Genomic DNA, 19,653 nt, shown 5'->3' with positions numbered 1-19,653 from the left:
AGAAGGGATCCGTCTTGGGCTGCTCCTGGATCAGTAGGGCGAGCCCGTCGAGCCCTTTTCTCATGACGTGTAGCCCAGCACCAGATCCACCTTCACGTCCGCCGGAACGACGAGATGATGCGTCTCCCAGTCGGCGAAATGCAGCTTGACTGCATCTGCATTGGTGCAGATGGATGCAAAGACGCGCCGCCCGTCGTCCAGTCGGGCTGTCTCATGCCGTCCGGCGGATGCACGAGATGCGCAGGGCAGTCGGTGCCGGCGTTCGTTTTTTCGCCCCACGGATGAGCGCAACCGTTGCCAATTGCGGCGCCTTGCGAGCGGTCAGTGTCGGCGACACGGCGGCGAGCGAAGCCGACCTTGTTGCGCGCGCCCGGGTCAAGACCTGGAAGGCGCTTGGCGCAGCCCGATGAACAACGCGACGACGCTTGACGCGCAACGCGGGCGCGGCATGCAGACGCAAACTGAACACACGAGCTCCGCTGCGAAGCGGATGAGGACCGGTGCAGACCAGGAACGACGGGACGCACGCTATCTTGCTTGCGGCCGAGCCGATCGAAAGACGGCCGGACCGCGTTGGACTGCCTGTGACGCGCTGCCCCGTGAATCCGATGGAAAGATGCACCCCGACGGCAAAAGCGCTGCCAGCATGCAGCCCGAAAACGCGTCGGCGAGTGCGCATGACTGCACGGCGCACCGGATCTCGGCCGCTTCCCGGGAAAGCATGTTGCGGACAGCCGCAAAGTGTTTTTGAGTAGAAAAGGAGAGAGACGACGATGGTAAAAAGAGTACCGGAAGCACAACCGATTAGGACGGCTCTCCTAATCGGGCTCGCCCTTAAGATCGACCGCCGAGAGTGGTAGCGGCGCAAGGAATCTGAGAGCCTGACAGCGTGTTGTTCACTGCAGTCAGGAGAGATTCATGAACAACCCGGTTTACATTGGACTTGACGCATCGCTGGATGAAACAAGCATCTGCATCGTCGATTGCGACGGCAAGATCGTATTCGAGACAAAGGTGGAGAGCAATCCGGACGCGCTCCACTCCGCACTGAAGGGCTACGTGGAGCGCGCTCAGCGCATCGGCATCGAGGCGTCTTCGATAGGCGTCTGGCTGGTGCGTGAGCTGCTATTGCGGAAGCTGCCGGTAATCGTCGTCGAGGCCCATCACATGCGCACGAGCCTGAGCGCGATGCGCAACAAGACCGACAAGAACGACGCGCGCGGCATTGGGCAGATGATGCGCATGGGGTGGTTTCGTGCCGTCCACGTCAAGGGCGTGGAGAACCAGCGGTTTCGCACGATGCTGGCCAATCGCAAGCTTCTCAAGCGCAAGTTGGTGGATCTCGAGAACCACAGCTGCGGGTGCATGGCTTGAAGGTTGGCGCGATCGGCCGGCACGAGTTCGAGGCCCGCGCGCGAACTGCTGGACGGCGCCGATTTCGTCTTCGAACGGATGATCGACAGCTTGCTGGCGGTCCGTAACGCGGTCCTTGAGGGCTACGAATCGATTGCACACGATGTTGCTAAATGCGGTCGCTGCCGATCCTGTCTGTCGGCGCTTCATGACCGTGCCTGGGGTCGGACCGGTAGCTGCCCTGACGTACAAGGTTGCGATCGATGATCCGCATCGATTCAGCCGCTCCCGCACTGTCGGCGCGCATTTTGGCCTGACGCCGAGACGTCATCAGTCCGGCAGCTCGATCGACTTCACGGGACGCATCACGAAGCAGGGCGACATGACTGCACGCGAGGCGCTGTGCGAGGCGGCAGCGGCCATGTTGCTGCGTTCGCGCCGCGGCTCGGCACTCAAGGCGTGGGGGCTCAAGATCGCCAAGAAGCGCTCGATGCTGTGCGCGATCACAGCAGTCGCCCGCAAGCTTGCCGCCATCCTGCACCGTATGTGGGTTGACGGCAGTGTGTTCGATCCAGGCGCCGGGGCGGTTGTCACGCCGACGATGCGCGCGACGCTGAAGGCGCTGAGAACAGCTTGACGATGGGCGCGTCTCGACAGTTTAGAGGAGGTCCTGAGATCTGAGTTCGAAGAGTTCCCGTGCGCACGGGCGGCGCCCTGGCAGGGCGTTGGATGAGACTGAGTCCGCTATCTTGCCGGCATCCGCCCGCCACCGGGATGAATGCGCCGTGATCGCTAGGACCGTCTCGTCATGAGGCCATCAATACGGCCCGAAGGAGAGCATGCGACGGCTGATTTGAGCCGAGCGCGTAGTAACGCAGGGACCCTGCCGAGGGAAGCGTGGTTGCAAGAAGTGCGCACGAGTTTACAGTGACTATGAAGCAGAATTGGAGATGTCATGCAGCTGGAAAGCCATTATTGTAGTTGACATTAGGGGCCCGATTAGTAAGGCAAGATAAAGCGAGCTGGCGCTCGCCCTCGCTTCGCTCGTAAGTGTCTGTCTGCACATTGTTTTTTCCGGCGCGTGCGGACACCGAGCGGTACCACGCGAGGTGCGAACGGTACCGGCTGGTCCGCTATCTTGTTGATCTGAAAAGCAAAACGGTGGTGCCTTAGCGAGGTGCGATCCGCCATTCTACGCCGCAGCAAGTCTTTGCGCTCCATAGCACGCTCAGCGTTCCGGCCGTCTTGAAACGGGAAATCCGCCTCCCGATGCTGTCGTCATGGCAGATCGTGACAGCGACAGATTCCAGGTTCGCACCGGCCGGATGCGCCGCGGCGGCGCGCCGGTCAATTCGCGCGCACTGCCCTTTGTGCGCCAGGTCGAGATCGCCATCCGCAAGCAAGGCGGCAACCCCAATCGCTTGGGCGGAAGCGGTCATGCCGGGAAGCGGAGCGGCCGCTTCAATGCCCGCGGCCGCGGCCGCAAGGTGGCGGCAGATTTGCCAAAGGCCAGCGGCGGCTGGCGGCAGGACGAGAGCGGGGTCCGGTTTCGCTCGCGCCGCGTCGTGGTGAAGGCCCGCGTTGTCAAGCTGCCGGGGCGAGGCAAGGGGAGTGGGCGCGGCCAAAAGTTCGTGACGACCAGCAAGGCCGTCGATGCGCATCTGCGCTATCTCCAGCGCGACGGCGTGACCAGGGACGGCGAGAAGGGCAGGGTATACTCGGCCTTCGACGACGAGGCCGATGGCAAGGCCTTCGTCGAGCGCGGGCGGGGCGACCGGCATCAGTTCCGCTTCATCGTCGCGCCGGAGGATGCCGCGGAGATGGAAGACCTGCGCTCCTTCACCCGCGATCTCATGCGACAGATGGAGACCGACCTCAGCACGCGCCTCGACTGGATTGCTGTCGACCACCACAATACCGGCCATCCACACACCCACATCCTGGTGCGCGGCATCACCGGCGACGGCAAGATCCTGAACATCGCCGGCGACTACATCGCCCATGGCATCCGCCATCGGGCAACCGAGCTGGTGGAACGGGAACTCGGGCTGCAAAGCGAGATCGAAGTCGCCCGCAAGCTGGCCAACGAGGTGGACGCAGAACGGCTGACAAGACTCGACCGCATGCTGATCGCCGAACAGCAGGAGCACGATCTTGTCGACCTCCGTCCCAATGCCAGCGACAGCTACACCATTTCCAGCAACCGCTATCTGCTGATCGACCGGGCGAAGACACTGGAGCACTTCGGCCTGGCGAGCGAGATCGAGCCCGGCCGGTGGGTGATCTCCGACAGAGCCGAAAGCACGTTGCGAGGACTTGGCGAGCGCAACGACATCATCAAGACCATGCATCGGGCACTCGAGGAGCACGGTCTCGCCGATGAGCGGGGTGCGGCCCAATATGTCATGCACCGGCAGACCATCACCGAACCGGTCGTCGGCCGTGTGCTCGCCAAGGGCCTTGCCGGCGACGAGATGAGCGATCGGCTGTCGCTCGTCATCGATGGCGTCGACGGTCGCACGCACTATGTCGAGACTACCGATGCGGCAAAGCTCGACGACATCCAGCGCGGCCACATCGTGGCACTCGAACCGATCCTGCCGAAGCAGGGGCCGCGTGCGGCCGACCGCAACATCAGTGTCGTGGCGGGCGAGGATGGCATCTATCGCCCGAGCAGACACCTGGAGGCAATCCGCGAGACATTTTTGGAGCAGGGCAAGGACCCGGACGCCTTCGTCCGTTTCCATGTCCGCCGTCTCGAAGCGCTGCGACGCGTCGGCCATGTCGAACGCATCGACGACGACCACTGGCGCGTTCCAGAAAACTTGCCCGAGCGCGGCATCGCCTACGATGCGCGCAGCCGCGGAAAGGACTTCTCCCTCCGCCTGCTCTCGACGCTCGATCTTGACGCGCAGATCGGCAGCGACGGTGCCACCTGGCTCGATCGGGAGCTTGTGGCCAAAGCCCCTGTGCCGGTGGTCCGGTCAGGCTTTGGTCTCGACGTCGACAACGCTCTCGACAGACGGGCTAGCCAACTCGTCAGGATGGGCTATGCCGAACGCGATGCGACTACCCGGACGATCACCTTCTCGCGCGACCTTGCAGCCACGCTGGAGCGTCAGGAGGTCGCGCGCGTCGGCAAGGAAATGGCCGCTGCGCGCGGCCTCACCTTCGTGCCCGTCCAGCCCAGCAACAATGTTAGCGGCACGCTCCTCGGCTCGGTCCGTCTTGCCAGCGGGCGCTTCGCCATGCTGGAAAATGGTCTCGGGTTTCAACTGGTGCCGTGGCAGCCGATGCTCGATAAGCGCGTCGGCCAGCACATCACTGGCCTCGTGCAAAACAGCGGCGGCATCGACTGGAGCTTCGGCAGAAAGCGCGGAATCGGGGTTGGGATGTGAGGGCAGTCGATGCTCGTAACTTGGGCACTCAGTCACGCCTTTGGCGGCTCTCACCCTAAGTCCACTAACCTTCCGCCACCGTTTCTCGCCGTCCCCGGCACTCACCGTCTTCGGCCTTTTATTGTTGCTCAGATACCGGGGAGGGCCTGACCATCTGAGCAACGGGCGCCGCTCCACAGCCCGCATTGATAAGTGCGACTTCCGCTATCCCGGCACGCCTCAGTTGCGGAAGGAGCCGGTCCAAACAACGGTCAGAGTTTGCCTTTTGCATCGTCAGATCGACGCGCCAGGCGAACACCAGCACCGCCTCCGTTCTCCGGGATGAATTCGATCCCGGCCGCTTCGAAGACTGCACGAATTTCGGCGAGGGTTGAATTCTTTAACTGCTCGCCTCTTTCTAACCGGGCGATGGTATCAGGAGATACGTTTGCGTTTATGGCTAGTTCTCGAGTTCCCCAGCCCAATGCGACGCGTGCCATCTTGCATTGAACTGCATTCATTTCGTAACCGTGATACGATTCTTGTTGATCCATCGTGACATTTTCATTATCGTACCGCTGATACGATTTTCGCTTGAAAGCGGCTGCTGTTGGTGTGCAACCACCCTCAGCAGCCTGACCACAACCAAGCTGTTCAGGAGCTCGGATCATGGCTGATTCCGACAATAGCATGACTCTGCCTTTGGTCACTCGCCGACAAATGCTTACGGGAGGAATGATCACGTCCACCGCTTTGATGCTTGAGAAGAATGCGCTTCCCGGGGATGTAGCAGCAACCAGCATGCCCTCTGACCCTGCGATGGCGCTTTGGCGCGAATGGGAGATGACCCGCGAGTCGGCCGAGCGGCATTGCCGCCGGCAGCAGCGCCTGGAGACCAAGCTTGTCGAGAGCGTCGGCTTTCCCTGTGTGACTGTCCGCCTGCCCAACGGTGAGGACGTGACGGTCCACTCGATCGAGGCGCTCAACGAAGTGCTCGGCACAGACCCGGATATGGCGGCTCTCCGCGAGAAGGCCGAAGCTGATTTCGCGGCGCATCAGGCACGGTGGGATGTGGCTGCCGAGGAGACCGGTTACTCCGCCGCCTTCAGGGCCGAGCGAGAGGCTGGCGACCGTGCACACGATCTGCTGGAAGCGTTCTCGATGACCCCCGCCACGACTCTCGCCGGTGTGGAGGGCAAGCTCGATGCGGTTTTGCGCGAGGGCGAAGCCTGGGAGAAATCCTCCGAATTCCCCTGGCCGCAAATCCGCTCGGCGCTCAGTGATCTGGTGCGCATCGGAAAGCAGACGAGGCCTGCTCACGAAGGTCCCAAGTTCGGCAGGCGGCAACCTGGCGGCCGTCTCCGCGCCTAGCATCCGTCCCTGAATCGAGGTCCGAAGCGAAATCCAGCCAGGCGCCGTTGCGCTGAACCACGATCCGACCGCCCCCGGAAAGGAGCGCACCCGCAGCGTGAGCAAAGAAAGTCAAAGTCCACCGGACCGAACAGTCGACGAAAAGTAAAGAGCGTACAATCAAGAGTCAGCGGGCGAGTATGCCTAACATGCAGAAGGGAGGCCTCCGACGGATCTCTATGCGTAAAGGACATTAGTGCTGGCTTAAATTCGAGGTATCTAATGTAGAACGCGGACTTTTTCGGCATTTCGGCAACACTTCTTCTTTTCTCTTCTTCACGCATTGCTTTTGCGGCGTCTGACGGCGGATACAAGAAAACAGGGCAATTTGGGTTTGCGGGAACGCATGTGGGCGCGGCTACGCCGATAGTCAGGCTGGACAGTGGCGTCATCTGTTTGACGCTGATGACGCAGTATTTGCGCCAGCCGGCCGACCCCGACGCAATTCGCCATGACCTTGGACTGGGCGAGCGTGTCGCCGATCGGGTCGACATCGTGCGGGCGGCGAAGAGGCTGAAGCTCAAGGCCAAGATTGCAAAGCCTTCGCCCAGGCGGCTGGACCGGCTGCCGCTGCCGGTGATTATCGAAAAGGCGGACGGCAGCTTTGCGCTGCTGGCGGCCTTGTCTGCCGGCAAGGTGCTTTTGCAGGATCCGCAATCGGGCGCGCCGCAGGAGTTTTCTCGCGCCGACTTCGATCTGCTGTGGGGCGGCTACGTCGTCCTTGTCACCAGCCGGGCCTTCTCGCAAGGGTTTTCGCGGCGCTTCGATTTCTCCTGGTTCATTCCCGAGATCATCCGCTATCGCTGGATCTTCGCCGAAGTGCTGCTCGCCTCGTTCTTCGTGCAGCTATTAGGCCTTATCTCACCGATCTTCTTCCAGCTGGTGATCGACAAGGTTCTGGTTCACAACGGCCTGACTACGCTCGAAGTGCTGGTGATCGGCCTGTCGGCTGTTTCGATGTTCGAGGTGCTGCTCACTGGCCTGCGCACCTACACCACCATCCATACCACCAGCCGCATCGACGTGGCGCTCGGCGCCAAGCTGTTCCACCATCTGCTCGGCCTCCCGATCGCCTATTTCGAGGCGAGGCAGACCGGCCAGACCGTGGCGCGCGTGCATGAGCTCGAGAACATCCGCGCCTTCCTGACCGGCTCGGCGCTCACCGTGCTGCTCGACGTGCTGTTCCTCTTCGTCTTCCTGGCGGTCATGTATCTCTACAGCCCGTGGCTGACGCTGATCGTCATCTGCTCGATCCCGGCCTATGTCGCGCTGTCGATGGCGGTGACGCCGGAGTTTCGCCGCCGCATCGAGGAAAAGTTCAACCGCGGCGCCGAGAACCAGACCTTCCTCGTCGAGTCCATCGTCGGCGTCGAGACCCTGAAGGCCATGGCGGTCGAGCCGCAGATGCAGCGGCGCTGGGAGGATCAGCTTGCCGGCTATGTCGCCGCCGGCTTCCGCACCGCCAGGCTCGCCAATTTCGCCAGCAACACCGCCCAGTTCATCTCCAAGGCGGTGATCGTCGCCACCATGTGGTTCGGCGCCAGGGCGGTGGTAGCCGGCGACATGACCGTCGGCCAGCTGGTCGCCTTCAACATCATGGCCGGGCGCGTCTCCGGCCCGGTGCTGCGGCTGGCACAGCTCTGGCAGGACCTGCAGCAGGTGCGTATTTCCGTCGATCGGCTGGGCGACATCCTCAATGCGCCGGTCGAGCTATCGGGCGGAGGCGGGCAGGGCTCGCTGCGCAAGATATCGGGCCATGCCGCCTTCGATCACGTCACCTTCCGCTACCGGCCGGGCGAGCGCGAGATCCTGAGCGACGTGTCGTTCAAGACCGAACCTGGCGAGATCGTCGGTATTGTCGGCCCCTCCGGCTCCGGCAAGAGCACGGTCGCCAAGCTGCTGCAGCGGCTGCATGTGCCCGAACGCGGCCGCGTGCTGGTCGACGGTGTCGACCTGGCGCTGATCGACCCGCGCAGCCTGCGGCGCCAGATCGGCGTCGTCTTGCAGGAGAATATTCTCTTTCGCCGCACCGTGCGCGAAAACATTGCGCTGGCTGACCCGGCGCTGCCGTTGGAGCGGGTCATCGAGGCAGCAAAGCTGTCGGGCGCGCACGAGTTCATCCTGCAGCTCAAATCCGGCTATGACACCGTGCTGGAGGAACGCGGCTCCAACCTCTCGGGCGGCCAGCGTCAGCGCATCGCCATCGCCCGGGCGCTGGTCACCAACCCGCGCATCCTGATCTTCGACGAGGCGACCAGTGCGCTTGACTACGAGTCGGAATATGTCATCCAGCAGAACATGCGGCTGATGGCCAAGGGCCGCACCGTGTTCATCATCGCGCACAGGCTGGCCGCGCTTCGCGACGCCACCCGCATCATCACGATCGAGGCCGGCTGCATCACCGAACAGGGCTCGCATGACGAGCTGCTGAAGCTCAACGGCCGCTACGCCCAGCTCTACCGGCTGCAGGCCGAACAGCGCCCGACCGCGCCACCAATGCCAGCAGAGGCGGCGGAGTAGGCGATGGGGCGCTATTGGCAAGCAATCAGCGAAGGCGTGGCGCGCGAGACCGGCAGCAAGCGCCCGCCGCTCAACCGCGACGAGCGCGCCTTCCAGGCCGCCGCCATCGAGATCCTCGAAACGCCGGCCTCGCCGGCGGCCCGCATCTTCTCAGGCCTGATCATGCTGTTTGCCGTTGGCGCGCTGGCCTGGTCGTGGTTCGGCCGCATCGACACCTATGCCACCATCCAGGGCAAGCTTATCCCGATCGGCAAGGTCCAGGTCATCGAGCCGCTGATCACCGGTACGGTCAAGGCGCTTCACGTCAGGGCCGGCGACCATGTCGGGGCGGGCGACGCGCTGGTCGAACTGGAGCCGGCCGAATACGCGGCCGAACGGCAGAAAAACGCCGGCAACCTTGCCGCCGCCGAGGTGTCGAAAGCCCGGCTCGAGGCGCTGGTCGATGCAGTCGCTGAAGGCACGCGGTCGACCGAGGCAGGTTTCGTGGTTCCGGCCGATGCACCGTCGCCGCTGGTCAAGCTGCAGCGCCTGCAGATGCGCCAGTCGCTTGCCGCCTATCAGGCCGAACAGGAGAGCCTCGAAGCCGAGATCGCCCAGAAGCGCATCGAGATCGAGCGCGGCAACAAGACATTGGTCGAACGCCGCAAGCTGGTCAGCCTGGCCGGCGACAGGCTCGATATCTTCCAAGAGCTGGAAAAGCGGCAGGTCGGGATCAAGACCAGCACCATCGACGCGCGCCAGAGCGAGCAGGACCAGTTGATGGCGGCGGTGTCCGACGAGGGCCATATCGCCGAGCTCGAAGCCACCATAAGGACGCTTGTCGTGCAGAAGCGCGCGCGCCGCGAGGCCTATCTCGACAAGGTCGCGACAGAACTGATCGAGATCGACCGTTCGATCGGTGTGCTGCAACAGGACCTAGTCAAGGCCGAGCTGTTCGAGCGCGCCAGCCTGCTCAAATCGCCGGTCGCCGGCCGCGTGCAGCAATTGCAGATCAACACGCTGGGCGAAGTGGTGCAGACCGGACAGAAGCTTATGGTGATCGTGCCGGATGGCACGGCACTGGAAATCGAGGCAATGCTGCTCAACCGCGACAAGGGTTTTGTCCATGAAGGGCAGGAGGCGCGCGTCAAGCTCGAAGCTTTCCCGTTCACCCGTTACGGCACGCTCAACGGCAAGGTCCTCACCGTCTCCAATGACGCCATTCCGGCAGGCGCGCCGCAACAGGGGTCTCCAGCCAAGGAGGAGACCGCGCGCGACGCCGCCGGGCCGCTGGTATTTCCTGTGAGGATCGCGCTGAATGAGACGTCGATCAGAGTCGAGAGCAAGGATGTCATGCTGACACCCGGAATGTCGGTGACGGCGGAGATCAAGACGGGGAACCGGCGGGTGATCGAGTTCCTGCTCGATCCGTTGATGGAGATGACGGATGAAGCGTTTCATGAAAGATAAAAACGCATTCTTGAAAATCTTGCATGTGTCAACTCTGACCATAGCACTCGCCTTCGACGTCTTAGGAGCGCTGGCACAAAATAATTCTGATTTCGACGAAAAGGCATTCGTGAAGATGGTTCGGTCAGGTAAATGCGACGACGCATTCCGCTCTATTTGGCACAGAGTGGCGACAGGCGAAGTAAAACCGACAGAAATACTTTCATATTACATCGAGAATAATCAGATTGTTCTAGAGGATTTAAATAAGTACGATATGTCTGACAGAAAGATCTCCCTGATGCTTCGGATGAAGATTTTTGGTCGCGGCAGTCGTGGAAGCGACAATCGATTGATGCGTCGTTTGTTATCGCCAGAAATTATGCAGCCTGGGGGCAAAAAAATCGGAGCGTGTCTGGCCGCCTCTAAGGGCTCTGGAGAGGCAGTGCAGGAATGCATTGAGAATGCGCAAACCGTGGGCATAGTCGACGACTTTATGAAATTCTACTTCTACGCCGACAAAGCAATGAATGACGCTGTCGTAGTGCAGTGCGGGAGGAATTAACATGTCTGATTTGTTCCCATCAAGAAAAATGACGCCAGGTGAAATTGATATGGCGCGACGTTATTACGGCGATGAAATAGACTACAGCAAAGTTGATATCAACAAATTTTCGTACTTCGTAGGCCAACCAAGTTATACGTATGTTACGCCAAATAATGGGATTTATATTGGAAAAGACGATCCTTCATATCAAGATGATTACTCTAATCCAACTCTCAGTGTAGGGCAAAGATCGCAGTTTATGCACGAGTTGATGCATATTTTTCAATATCAACATCGAGCTGGATTATTCAATTCGGGTCTATTTAAAAATAACTTTTTTTATAGAAACCCTTTTGTTCCTGGCAGTGGCCCTTATTACGAGTATGGCCCGTTGGCTAGTGTTAAGAGCTTCAACGGCCTAAACATCGAACAGCAAGCCCACTTATTCCAAGACTATTTTGAGACGGTTGAAAAAGGCGGCCAGAGACCAGATTTGGCACCCTTTGAAAAAGTGCTTCCGCGAATTTTTCACTATAGCCCGGCAATAAGGCTGCCCGACCAAGCGCCAATTCCTGGACCTAGGAATTCCGACCCAAGTCTGTCGCCTTCAACAAATCGGGGTAGCGCGCGCGGCGGTAGCGAATTTGGAGGCAGTTCGCAACCGGGTGCAAGTGCTCAGCCTTCCGGGAGCGAGCGGGGTGGCAATGTTCGTGGCACCCCAAGCACCGGTCCCAGATCATCTCCCGCTGCCAGCCCTTCGCAGTCGCCGACCGACGCTCGGGCTCCAGATAGAGGCACGATGCCTAGCAGTGGGGCCACGTCGCCTAGCAGAGCTATCTCCACACCCTCGACCGCCCCAACGCCAACTTCTCGCCCGGAGAGTAACTATGCCCCAGGTGCGATAACCAGGGCGCCCCTTGCGGCTCCGACGTCCGATCCGGTTCCAGGACACTATGAGGCAGACCATGGTTTCTGGCATTGGGTTGGAAAACCGGAAGACGAACCGGGCTATGGCGTTCTACCGAATGTAAATCTACCGAATATAGAAATAGATCCTACGCCTACTCAGTCCATTCACAATATGAGCATTCCGGGCAACCCGCTGGGGGCTTTCGGTAATGCGGTTGCCGGGGTATTCGGCGGTGTGGTTGGCGCCATCGGCGGTCTTATCGGTGGCATCGTTGGCGGCATTGCCCACGCCATTGGCAACGTTTTTGGGGGTGGCGGTAGCGGTGGTAGTGGCAGTGGCAGCACCAGCGGTTCCGGTGGGGCTCCCACCTCCTCCGGCGGCGGCTCCACCGCTGTGGGCGATCATGCTGGGCACTACAATGGTGGCTACCCTGTTCTGCTCGACCTGTCCGGCAACGGTCTGTCCATCGATCCGCTGTCTTCATCGTCGCAGTTCCTCGATCTCGACGGCGACGGCTATCAGCATCGCACCGCCTGGGCGGATTCCGGCACCGGCGTGCTGGTGCTCGATGCCGATGGCGACGGCAAGATCAGCCGCTCCAGTGAGTTTGTTTTCACCGAATGGGACCAGACGGCGACGAGCGACCTCGAGGCACTGAAGAGCGTCTTCGATACCAACCACAACGGCCTGCTCGATGCCGGCGACGAGCGCTGGTCCGAATTCAAGGTGATGGTCGACGGCCAACTCGTCTCCTTGGCCTCGCTCGGCATCGCCTCGATCGGCCTGACGCCAACTAGCAGCGGCCAGAATTTTACGGATGGTTCGGCCATCACGGGCACGGCGCAGTTCACCCGGACTGACGGCACCACGGGCACGGTCGGCGATGCCGTTCTTGTCTCCGATTCCAATGGCTACACTATCAAGAGCACCACTGTCACCAACGGCGACGGCTCCAGGACCACCGATCTTGCCGGCTATGGCAAGGATGGAACCCTGGCGTTCCAGAACCGCATCACCGTCAGCGCCGACGGTCTGTCCACGACGACGCAGTTCGACGATGACGGCAATGGCACCTATGAACGCTCGCAGACCGACGTGACGACGATCACCGCCGGCGTGCGCAAGCGCGTCGTCAGCGACTTCAACACCGACGGCTCGCTTGCCGACCGCACCACCACGACGACCAGCGCCGACAAGACGACGGTGACGACCACCCTCGACCAGGATGGCGACGGCGCCGTGGATCAGACGCAGGTGTTTGTCAAAAACGCCGACGGTTCAGCCACAACCACCGTCTCGGAAACCAGCGTCAACGGCACATTGCTTCGGAAAATTGCGACCACAGCATCGGCCAACGGCCTGTCCAAGACGGTGCAGGTCGACTCGACCGGCAACGGCGTCTACGATTTGACCAGCACCGAAACCACGGTCATTGCCGGTGACGGCACGCGCACCAAAACTGTTGCGAACACCAGCAGCAGCGGCACCCTCATTGCCAAGGAGCAGACCGTCACCAGCGCCGACGGTCGCACGCGAACCGTCTCGCATGATCTGGACGGCAACGGCACCTACGAAACCCGTGATGTGACCGCCATCACTGATGGCGCCAATGACGTCTCGGTTACCACCGTTTCCAGCTACAGCTCCACCAATGCGCTGATAGGCAAATCGGTCATCACCACCAGCGATGACGGTCTGGCGAAGACGGCTTCCACCGATCTGGACGGCGACGGGCTGTTCGACGTCATTTCCTCCGATGTGACGGTGGTCGGCGCTGGCGGCAGCCTGACCGAGACCCAGCAGCTAAAAAGTCGAGATGGTTCCCTGCTGGGCAGTTCCACCACCGATACCAGTGCCGACCGCAAAACCATCTCCATATCCACGGACGGCGACGGCGATGGCCGCACAGATGCCGTCAAGACCATCGTCATCGACGGCGCAGGCGTGACGACCACGACCGGGATTCTGTACAATCCCGATGGTTCGATCGTGGGCAAAACCTTCGACCAGTCCTCCGCGAACGGCCTGTCGCTGACCAACAAGGCCGATCTGAACAGCGATGGCGTCTACGACGTTATCGTTACCGACGTGACCATACCCGACGCATCCAGCAACCACACGCGGACCGTGACGACCACCAGCGCCAGCGGTGCGCTGATCGGCAGCAGCGCCGTCACCACAAGCGCGGACAGCCTGACCCAGACCGTAAAGGACGACATCAACGCCGACGGCACCGTGGACCGGACGACGGTCCAGGCTACCGTGCTCGGCAGCGACGGCAGCCGCACCGTGACCACGACGACGACCAGCACCAGCGGCGCGATGCTTGCCAGGACCGAGGTCAAGACCAGTGCCGACCGCAAGACGACCACCACCACGATCGACGCCAATGGCGACACCAAGATCGACCGGACGCAGGTCGCTGTCGTCAATGCGGATGGCAGTCAGGTCGCGACAATATCGGATACCGACATCAATGGCGTGCTGCATGCCAAGTCAGAAACCACGCTCTCCGCCAACGGCCTGATCAAAACCAACAAGCAGGACGTAAACGGCGACGGCGTCTACGATGTGATCACACAGGCGGTGACGGTAATTGCCACGACCGGCGTCCGCACGAACACGACTTCGCAGACCTCGACCAATGGCACGCTGCTGTCAAAGACGATCGCTGCGGTGTCGGCGAACGGATTGAGCGTCGATGCTCAGTTCGATGCGGATGGCGACGGCGTCATTGAAGGGAAGTCCAGCGACGTGACGGTCCTCACGCTGACGGCTCGACGACCAGAACGGTTTCCAAGCTTGCCGGCACTGGCGCTCTGCTCGGCAAGACCATTACCACTACCAGCGCTAACGGCCTCACGTCGACGCTCCAGGCCGATGTTGACGGCAACGGCACCATCGACCGGACCAGCACCGCAACCACGATCCTGGCTGCCGATGGTTCCAAGTCTGACACGATCGCGGTCAAGAACGGCAGCAATGCCCAGATCTTCCGCACGCAGACGATTGCCAGCAGCGACGGGCATACAGTCACGACGACGAACGACCTTGATGGCAACGGAACCACAGACGAGAACGTGACCACCGTTCTGAACGCCGATGGCTCGACTACCGAAACCGCCCGCACCTATGATGCCGGTGGCGCGCTGACCTCGAAGGCAACGCATACCATCAGCGCCAACGGCCTGTCGGACACGCTTGCCACCGATCTGGACGGCAACGGCGCTGTCGATCAGTCGACCACCGATGTGATCGTCCTCAATGCCGACGGCAGCAAGACCGAAACCGTCACCGATCTCGATGCTGCCGGCGCGGTCAAGGACAAGACGACGATCGTCACCAGTGCCAACGGACTGACCAAAACAGTGACCTGGGCCGCGGTCGGCACGACCACCAGCCGCTCGATGACCGACACAACAGTGCTCAACGCCAATGGCAGCACGACCGAGACTGTTGCCTACAGGAAATCGAACGGCTCGCTGGAGAGCCAGACAGTCACCACCGTGAGCGCCGACAAGCTTACCAGCACGACCACCAGGGATGTCGACGGCAACGGTTCGGTCGATATCACCACTACCAATGTGAAAAATGCCGATGGCAGCGTGACCTCAACGATGTCTGGACCGAACAGCGAGGATTGGTCGTCGGTTTCGACCACCACAAAAACGACAACGGTCAGCGCGGATGGGCTGCACAGCGTAACCCTCTACGGGCCGACGTCGAGCGCCCACATGCCGACGATGACCGCCAAGACTACCAGTGACACAACGATCGGCGTCGACGGTTCGACCGTGACGATCGTCAAAGATTATCAACTGACGACGACATCGACTCCGACACTTTTCCTGGCCGACCAGACCAGGATCACAAAGGCCGGTGACGGCTTTTCCACCACCAAAGAATGGGACATGAATGGTGATGGGACCTATGACAGCAGCCAGACCGACGTAACGGTGCTGAATGCCGACGGCTCGACGGTGCGGACGGTCAGCAAATATGAAGGCGCAGTCCTGAAAAGCACTTTCGTCACCACGACCAGCGCCAACGGCCTGTCGATCACGACCAACTGGGATGTTTTCGGAACGGATCCCTTCAGCCAGGACACGACCGACGTGACGACGATCAATGCCGACGGGTCATCGACGCGAACCGTCACCAATCTGAAGGCCGACGGCTCGCAGCTGTCGAAGTTCGTCACGGTGACAAGTGCGGATGGCAGGACGACGACCACCCAGGAAGACATAGATGGCGTGGTCGGCTTCGACCGGACCACGAGCGACAACGTGCTTACCCTGGCGGATGGCGCAATCGTCGAAACCGTCAAGAGATCGACCACGGGCGGCGTTCTGCTGGACAGCGGGACCGTCACGACGAGCGGTGACAAGCGGACAATTTCGATTGTCCGTGACGTCGACGGCGACGGCACCGTCGACCAGACCGAAATGACGACGAAGGCGGTCGATGGATCGGTCAAGACGGTGATCACCGATTTCAGCGCGGCCAACCACAAATCGGCCGAGGTCACCATAACGACCAGCGCGGACGGCCTGAGCACGATTTCGGAATGGGATTTCGACGGCAACGGAACCGTCGACCAAAGACGCACCGCGACCAAAACCTCTCTGGGAGATGGTTCGGTAGAAACGCAAGCGAGGGACAAGTACGTCTCGGTCAGCCAGCTCGGCTTTCCGTCCGAGTCTTTCGCCGGAGCATGGAACACGGTCACCAGCGATGACGGCCGCACCGTCTATACCGCGACGGACATCGACAATGGCGGTGTGGACAACATCCGTGCGGCCATTGTTGCGGCGGATGGCTCCGTCACCGAAAACTTCCACAACGGCTATCATAATGCCGCTCTGCTCATTCCGGGCGTGATTTATTGGAAGAACGATGTTGCGGAAAACGATTTCCTAAATACCGGCGCCGACGGGCTTGTTGCGGAAAACGTCATCGTAAAAACCAGCGCGGACGGCCTGACGACAACGACATATTTCGACTTCGACGGGAACGCCACCAACCCGACCAGCAATCCGACTTCGAACCCGAGCACGACCAACTTCGAGGTTGTCGCGGTATCGCAAGCCCAGATCGATGGCTCCGTCGTCACCACATTCACGGAAAAGAACAACAGCGGCGTTGTTGTCGCCAAAGGCACGATGACGACCAGTGCCGACGGACAGACCACGACCTTGCTGAAGGACGCCGACAACAACGGCACTTATGAACACACCGAGACGGCCGTCACTCGCATCGACGGGTCGATCCGAAAGGTCGTAACGGACTATAATGCCAGCGGAGTGGCGACCAAAACCGTGACCACCGACGTCAGCGCCGATGGCAAATCGACCTCTGTGGTGATCGTAAAAGACGCCACCAGTACCGGCACCACGACTGGCGTCGGTGTCGAATTCATCGCCACGGGAGCCACCAACGACACGATCACCGGCAGCGCCGGCGACGATCACATCCAGGGGGGTGCCGGCGTCGACAAGATCAATGGTGGCGCCGGCGACGATGTCATCGACGGCGGCACCGGTGCGGACGAATTGAGAGGCAATGCCGGCAACGACACCTATATTGTCGACAATGCTGCCGACCAGGTCATCGAGGACCCTGTCATCACCGGTGTCGATAGTGGCATCGACACGGTGCTGAGTTCTGTGACCTACACGATCTCCGATGAAGACGTTGAAAACCTGACGTTGACCGGAACGTCCGCCATCAATGCGACGGGCAATTCTTCAGACAATGTTCTGACCGGCAATTCCGCCGCCAATTCGCTCAGCGGTGCTTCGGGATCTGATAGTCTCTATGGCGGCGCCGGCAACGACTCGCTGACTGGCGGTAAAGGCAGCGATACGCTGGTTGGCGGGGTCGGCAATGACTACCTGAACGGCCAGGATGACGGCGACACCTATGTGTTCCAGCGCGGCGATGGCAGCGATACGCTCGAAGACATCGTGTCGGTGACAACCACCGCATCTGCCGACATCAACGCCGCGCAAGCTTTGGGTGTTTCGGCGAGCGGAACAGTCAATACCTGGGTCGGCGGCTATTATTGGCAAACCAGCACGAATTCGCTGTTGAAGCTGGCGGACGGCGGCAAGGACTCTCTTACCCTCACCGGCGGCATAACTGCCGACAACCTCTCCTTTGCCTGGACGGGTGTTGGTCAGGACAATCTCGTTGTCAGCATCGCGGGTGGTCCGGTCGGGGATAGCATCACGATCACTCAACAGGCGCTTGCCGCCGCGAAAATCGAGAAGCTAACGATCGACGGGTGGGGCACGATGCTCTTCGGCGTCGCGACCGCACCTGGCGCAACGCTCAACGGCACGTCAGCCGCGGAACTCCTGTTTGGCCTCAGCGGCGATGAAACGATCAACGGCAACGGCGGCATCGACTTCCTTTTTGGTGGAGCCGGCAACGATGCCATCTATGGCGGGTCTAGCACCGACACGTTCTATGGTGGCGCTGGGAACGATACCCTGAATGGTGCAGGGGGTGATGACCGCTATGTCTTCCGTCGCGGTGACGGCACCGACGGCGTCAAGGATTTCAACATTGTCACGACCACCGCAGGCGCCGATATCACTGCGGCACAAGCGAAAGGCGTGTCCGCAACCGGCATCGTCAATACCTGGGTCGGCGGCTATTATTGGAACACCAGCATCAACGGCCTCCAGAAAGCGACCGAGGGCAATGTCGATACACTGGCATTGGAAAGCGGCATTAAGGCCGAAGATCTCTCGTTCTCGTGGACTGGGGTGGGCGGCGACAACCTTGCAATTACGATCGCCGGCGGGCCGACAGGCGATAGCGTCGTGCTCTACCAGCAGACGACAGCCGCTGCCAAAATCGACAAGCTGGCGCTCGACGGCTTGGGGACGCTAAACCTTTTCGTTGCGACCGCGCCAGGGGCAACGGTGACCGGTAGCACGGCAGCGGATATCATTTTTGGCCTTGCGGGCAATGAAGCCCTGAATGGCAGTGATGGGGACGACATCATCTATGGTGGCGCGGGCAACGATACGATCAATGGTGGGATCGGCAACGACGCTATCTACAGCGGCGCCGGAAGCGATTATTCCAATGGAGCTGCCGGCGACGACCGCTTCGTCTATCGGCGCGGCGACGGCAGTGACGCGATCGACGACAATACGTCTATCGTCACGACAGCGTCAGCGGATATCACCGCGGCGTCAGCGAAAGGCGTCTATGCCGGTGGGACCGTCAATACATGGGTTGGCGGCTACTATTGGCAGACCAGCACCAGCCAGCTTCTCAAGCGGCAGGAGGCCGGAACAGATACTCTTGCCCTTGAAGGGATTTCCGCAAACGACCTGTCCTTCTCCTGGACGGGTGCAGGCAATGACAATCTGCTGATCAACATTGCCGGAGGGCCGGTAGGCGACAGCATACTGCTATATCAGCAGAGCGTCGCAGGCCACATCGAGAAGCTGACGCTCGATGGCATGGGCACAATGAACCTCGCGGTCGCCACGGCCGCTGGTGGGACCGTAAACGGCAGCGTGGATGCCGACATCATCTTTGGCCTTTCGGGCAACGAGGTGCTCAACGGCAATGCCGGCAACGATGCGCTTTACGGCGGCGCCGGCAATGACACGCTGTCGGGCGGCACAGGCAACGACAGCTATCATTTCAACGCGGGAGGTGGCGCCGACACTATCGTCGAGTCCGGCACCTACAGCGACAATGACGAGCTGGACTTCGGCACGGGACTTGATGCGAACGAACTGTGGTTCAGCCAGCAGGGCAACGACCTCGTCATCTCGGTCTTGGGAACAACCGACAAGGTGACCGTCAGCAACTGGTTCGCCGGTCCAGGCAACGTCGTCGAGACCATCAAGTCCGGCGATGGGAAGGTGCTCAACCATTCCGAGGTCGCAACGTTGGTCGCCGCCATGGCCGGGTTCCAGCCGGCAACATCTCCCGGCGGTACAGGCATCCAGCCCGGTGATCCCCGGCTCGGCGATCCGGCCCAGATCGGCACCATCGCCGCGGCGGTACAGTCCTCCTGGGCGACGGCTTGAGGCTGAGTGATGGGGCAAATGCGAACCGGCTCAAGGGCCGGTTCGCTT

General features: G+C 60.9%; 9 protein-coding genes and 1 pseudogene. 9 read left to right on the top strand and 1 reads right to left on the bottom strand.

Annotated features, from left to right (window positions below; all coding sequences use genetic code 11):
• The first annotated feature begins 236 nt into the window (after positions 1-236).
• The 3 genes and pseudogenes from NKI08_RS26560 (at position 237) to NKI08_RS26550 (ending at position 4,751) form a co-directional block, all read left to right on the top strand.
• Complete coding sequence (locus NKI08_RS26560) at positions 237-410, top strand: hypothetical protein (protein ID WP_352773487.1); 174 nt, start codon at positions 237-239, stop codon at positions 408-410.
• A 508-nt stretch (positions 411-918) separates the two neighbouring features.
• A pseudogene (locus NKI08_RS26555) lies at positions 919-1,990 on the top strand (IS110 family RNA-guided transposase).
• A gap of 643 nt (positions 1,991-2,633) precedes the next feature.
• On the top strand, positions 2,634-4,751 hold the full coding sequence (locus NKI08_RS26550) for a DUF3363 domain-containing protein (RefSeq protein ID WP_352773484.1): 2,118 nt from the start codon (positions 2,634-2,636) through the stop codon (positions 4,749-4,751).
• Between the two features lie 251 nt (positions 4,752-5,002).
• Here NKI08_RS26550 and NKI08_RS26545 read toward each other — a convergent pair whose 3' ends face one another.
• Entirely contained in the window at positions 5,003-5,251 is a 249-nt protein-coding gene (locus NKI08_RS26545; protein ID WP_352773549.1) for a helix-turn-helix domain-containing protein, read from the bottom strand.
• Between the two features lie 148 nt (positions 5,252-5,399).
• On the opposite strand from NKI08_RS26545, the gene NKI08_RS26540 reads away from it, so the two are divergent.
• From NKI08_RS26540 to NKI08_RS26515, 6 genes are all read left to right on the top strand, one after another.
• The gene (locus NKI08_RS26540; protein ID WP_352773481.1) at positions 5,400-6,101 is read left to right on the top strand and encodes a hypothetical protein; all 702 of its coding nucleotides are present in this window, start codon (positions 5,400-5,402) and stop codon (positions 6,099-6,101) included.
• 387 nt (positions 6,102-6,488) lie between these two features.
• Positions 6,489-8,660, top strand: a complete 2,172-nt coding sequence (locus NKI08_RS26535) for a type I secretion system permease/ATPase (RefSeq protein WP_352773478.1) — start codon at positions 6,489-6,491, stop codon at positions 8,658-8,660.
• A 3-nt stretch (positions 8,661-8,663) separates the two neighbouring features.
• Entirely contained in the window at positions 8,664-10,109 is a 1,446-nt protein-coding gene (locus NKI08_RS26530; protein ID WP_352773475.1) for an HlyD family type I secretion periplasmic adaptor subunit, read from the top strand.
• Positions 10,087-10,653 carry a hypothetical protein gene (locus NKI08_RS26525; RefSeq protein WP_352773472.1) on the top strand — a complete coding sequence of 189 codons (567 nt, stop codon included), beginning with the start codon at positions 10,087-10,089 and terminating at the stop codon, positions 10,651-10,653. Before NKI08_RS26530 ends, NKI08_RS26525 begins: the two co-directional genes overlap by 23 nt.
• Position 10,654: 1 nt before the next feature.
• Positions 10,655-14,629, top strand: a complete 3,975-nt coding sequence (locus NKI08_RS26520) for a beta strand repeat-containing protein (protein WP_352773469.1) — start codon at positions 10,655-10,657, stop codon at positions 14,627-14,629.
• Positions 14,626-19,605, top strand: a complete 4,980-nt coding sequence (locus NKI08_RS26515) for a beta strand repeat-containing protein (RefSeq protein WP_352773467.1) — start codon at positions 14,626-14,628, stop codon at positions 19,603-19,605. The genes NKI08_RS26520 and NKI08_RS26515 overlap by 4 nt, the downstream gene beginning before the upstream one ends.
• The last annotated feature ends 48 nt before the right edge of the window (positions 19,606-19,653 follow it).

It is taken from the genome of Mesorhizobium sp. M0768 (assembly GCF_040320195.1).
Taxonomy (GTDB): domain Bacteria; phylum Pseudomonadota; class Alphaproteobacteria; order Rhizobiales; family Rhizobiaceae; genus Mesorhizobium.
The sequence above is the reverse complement of the archived record's forward strand: the minus strand, read 5'-3'. Positions and strand labels throughout refer to the sequence as shown.

Excerpts from the sequence above, each read along its gene's own strand:
- NKI08_RS26550 (WP_352773484.1), top strand. The coding sequence starts at position 2,634 with ATGGCAGATCGTGACAGCGACAGATTCCAGGTTCGCACCGGCCGGATG.
- NKI08_RS26560 (WP_352773487.1), top strand. The coding sequence starts at position 237 with ATGCGCAGGGCAGTCGGTGCCGGCGTTCGTTTTTTCGCCCCACGGATG.
- NKI08_RS26530 (WP_352773475.1), top strand. The coding sequence starts at position 8,664 with ATGGGGCGCTATTGGCAAGCAATCAGCGAAGGCGTGGCGCGCGAGACC.
- NKI08_RS26540 (WP_352773481.1), top strand. The coding sequence starts at position 5,400 with ATGGCTGATTCCGACAATAGCATGACTCTGCCTTTGGTCACTCGCCGA.
- NKI08_RS26545 (WP_352773549.1), bottom strand. The coding sequence starts at position 5,251 with ATGAATGCAGTTCAATGCAAGATGGCACGCGTCGCATTGGGCTGGGGA.
- NKI08_RS26525 (WP_352773472.1), top strand. The coding sequence starts at position 10,087 with ATGAAGCGTTTCATGAAAGATAAAAACGCATTCTTGAAAATCTTGCAT.
- NKI08_RS26520 (WP_352773469.1), top strand. The coding sequence starts at position 10,655 with ATGTCTGATTTGTTCCCATCAAGAAAAATGACGCCAGGTGAAATTGAT.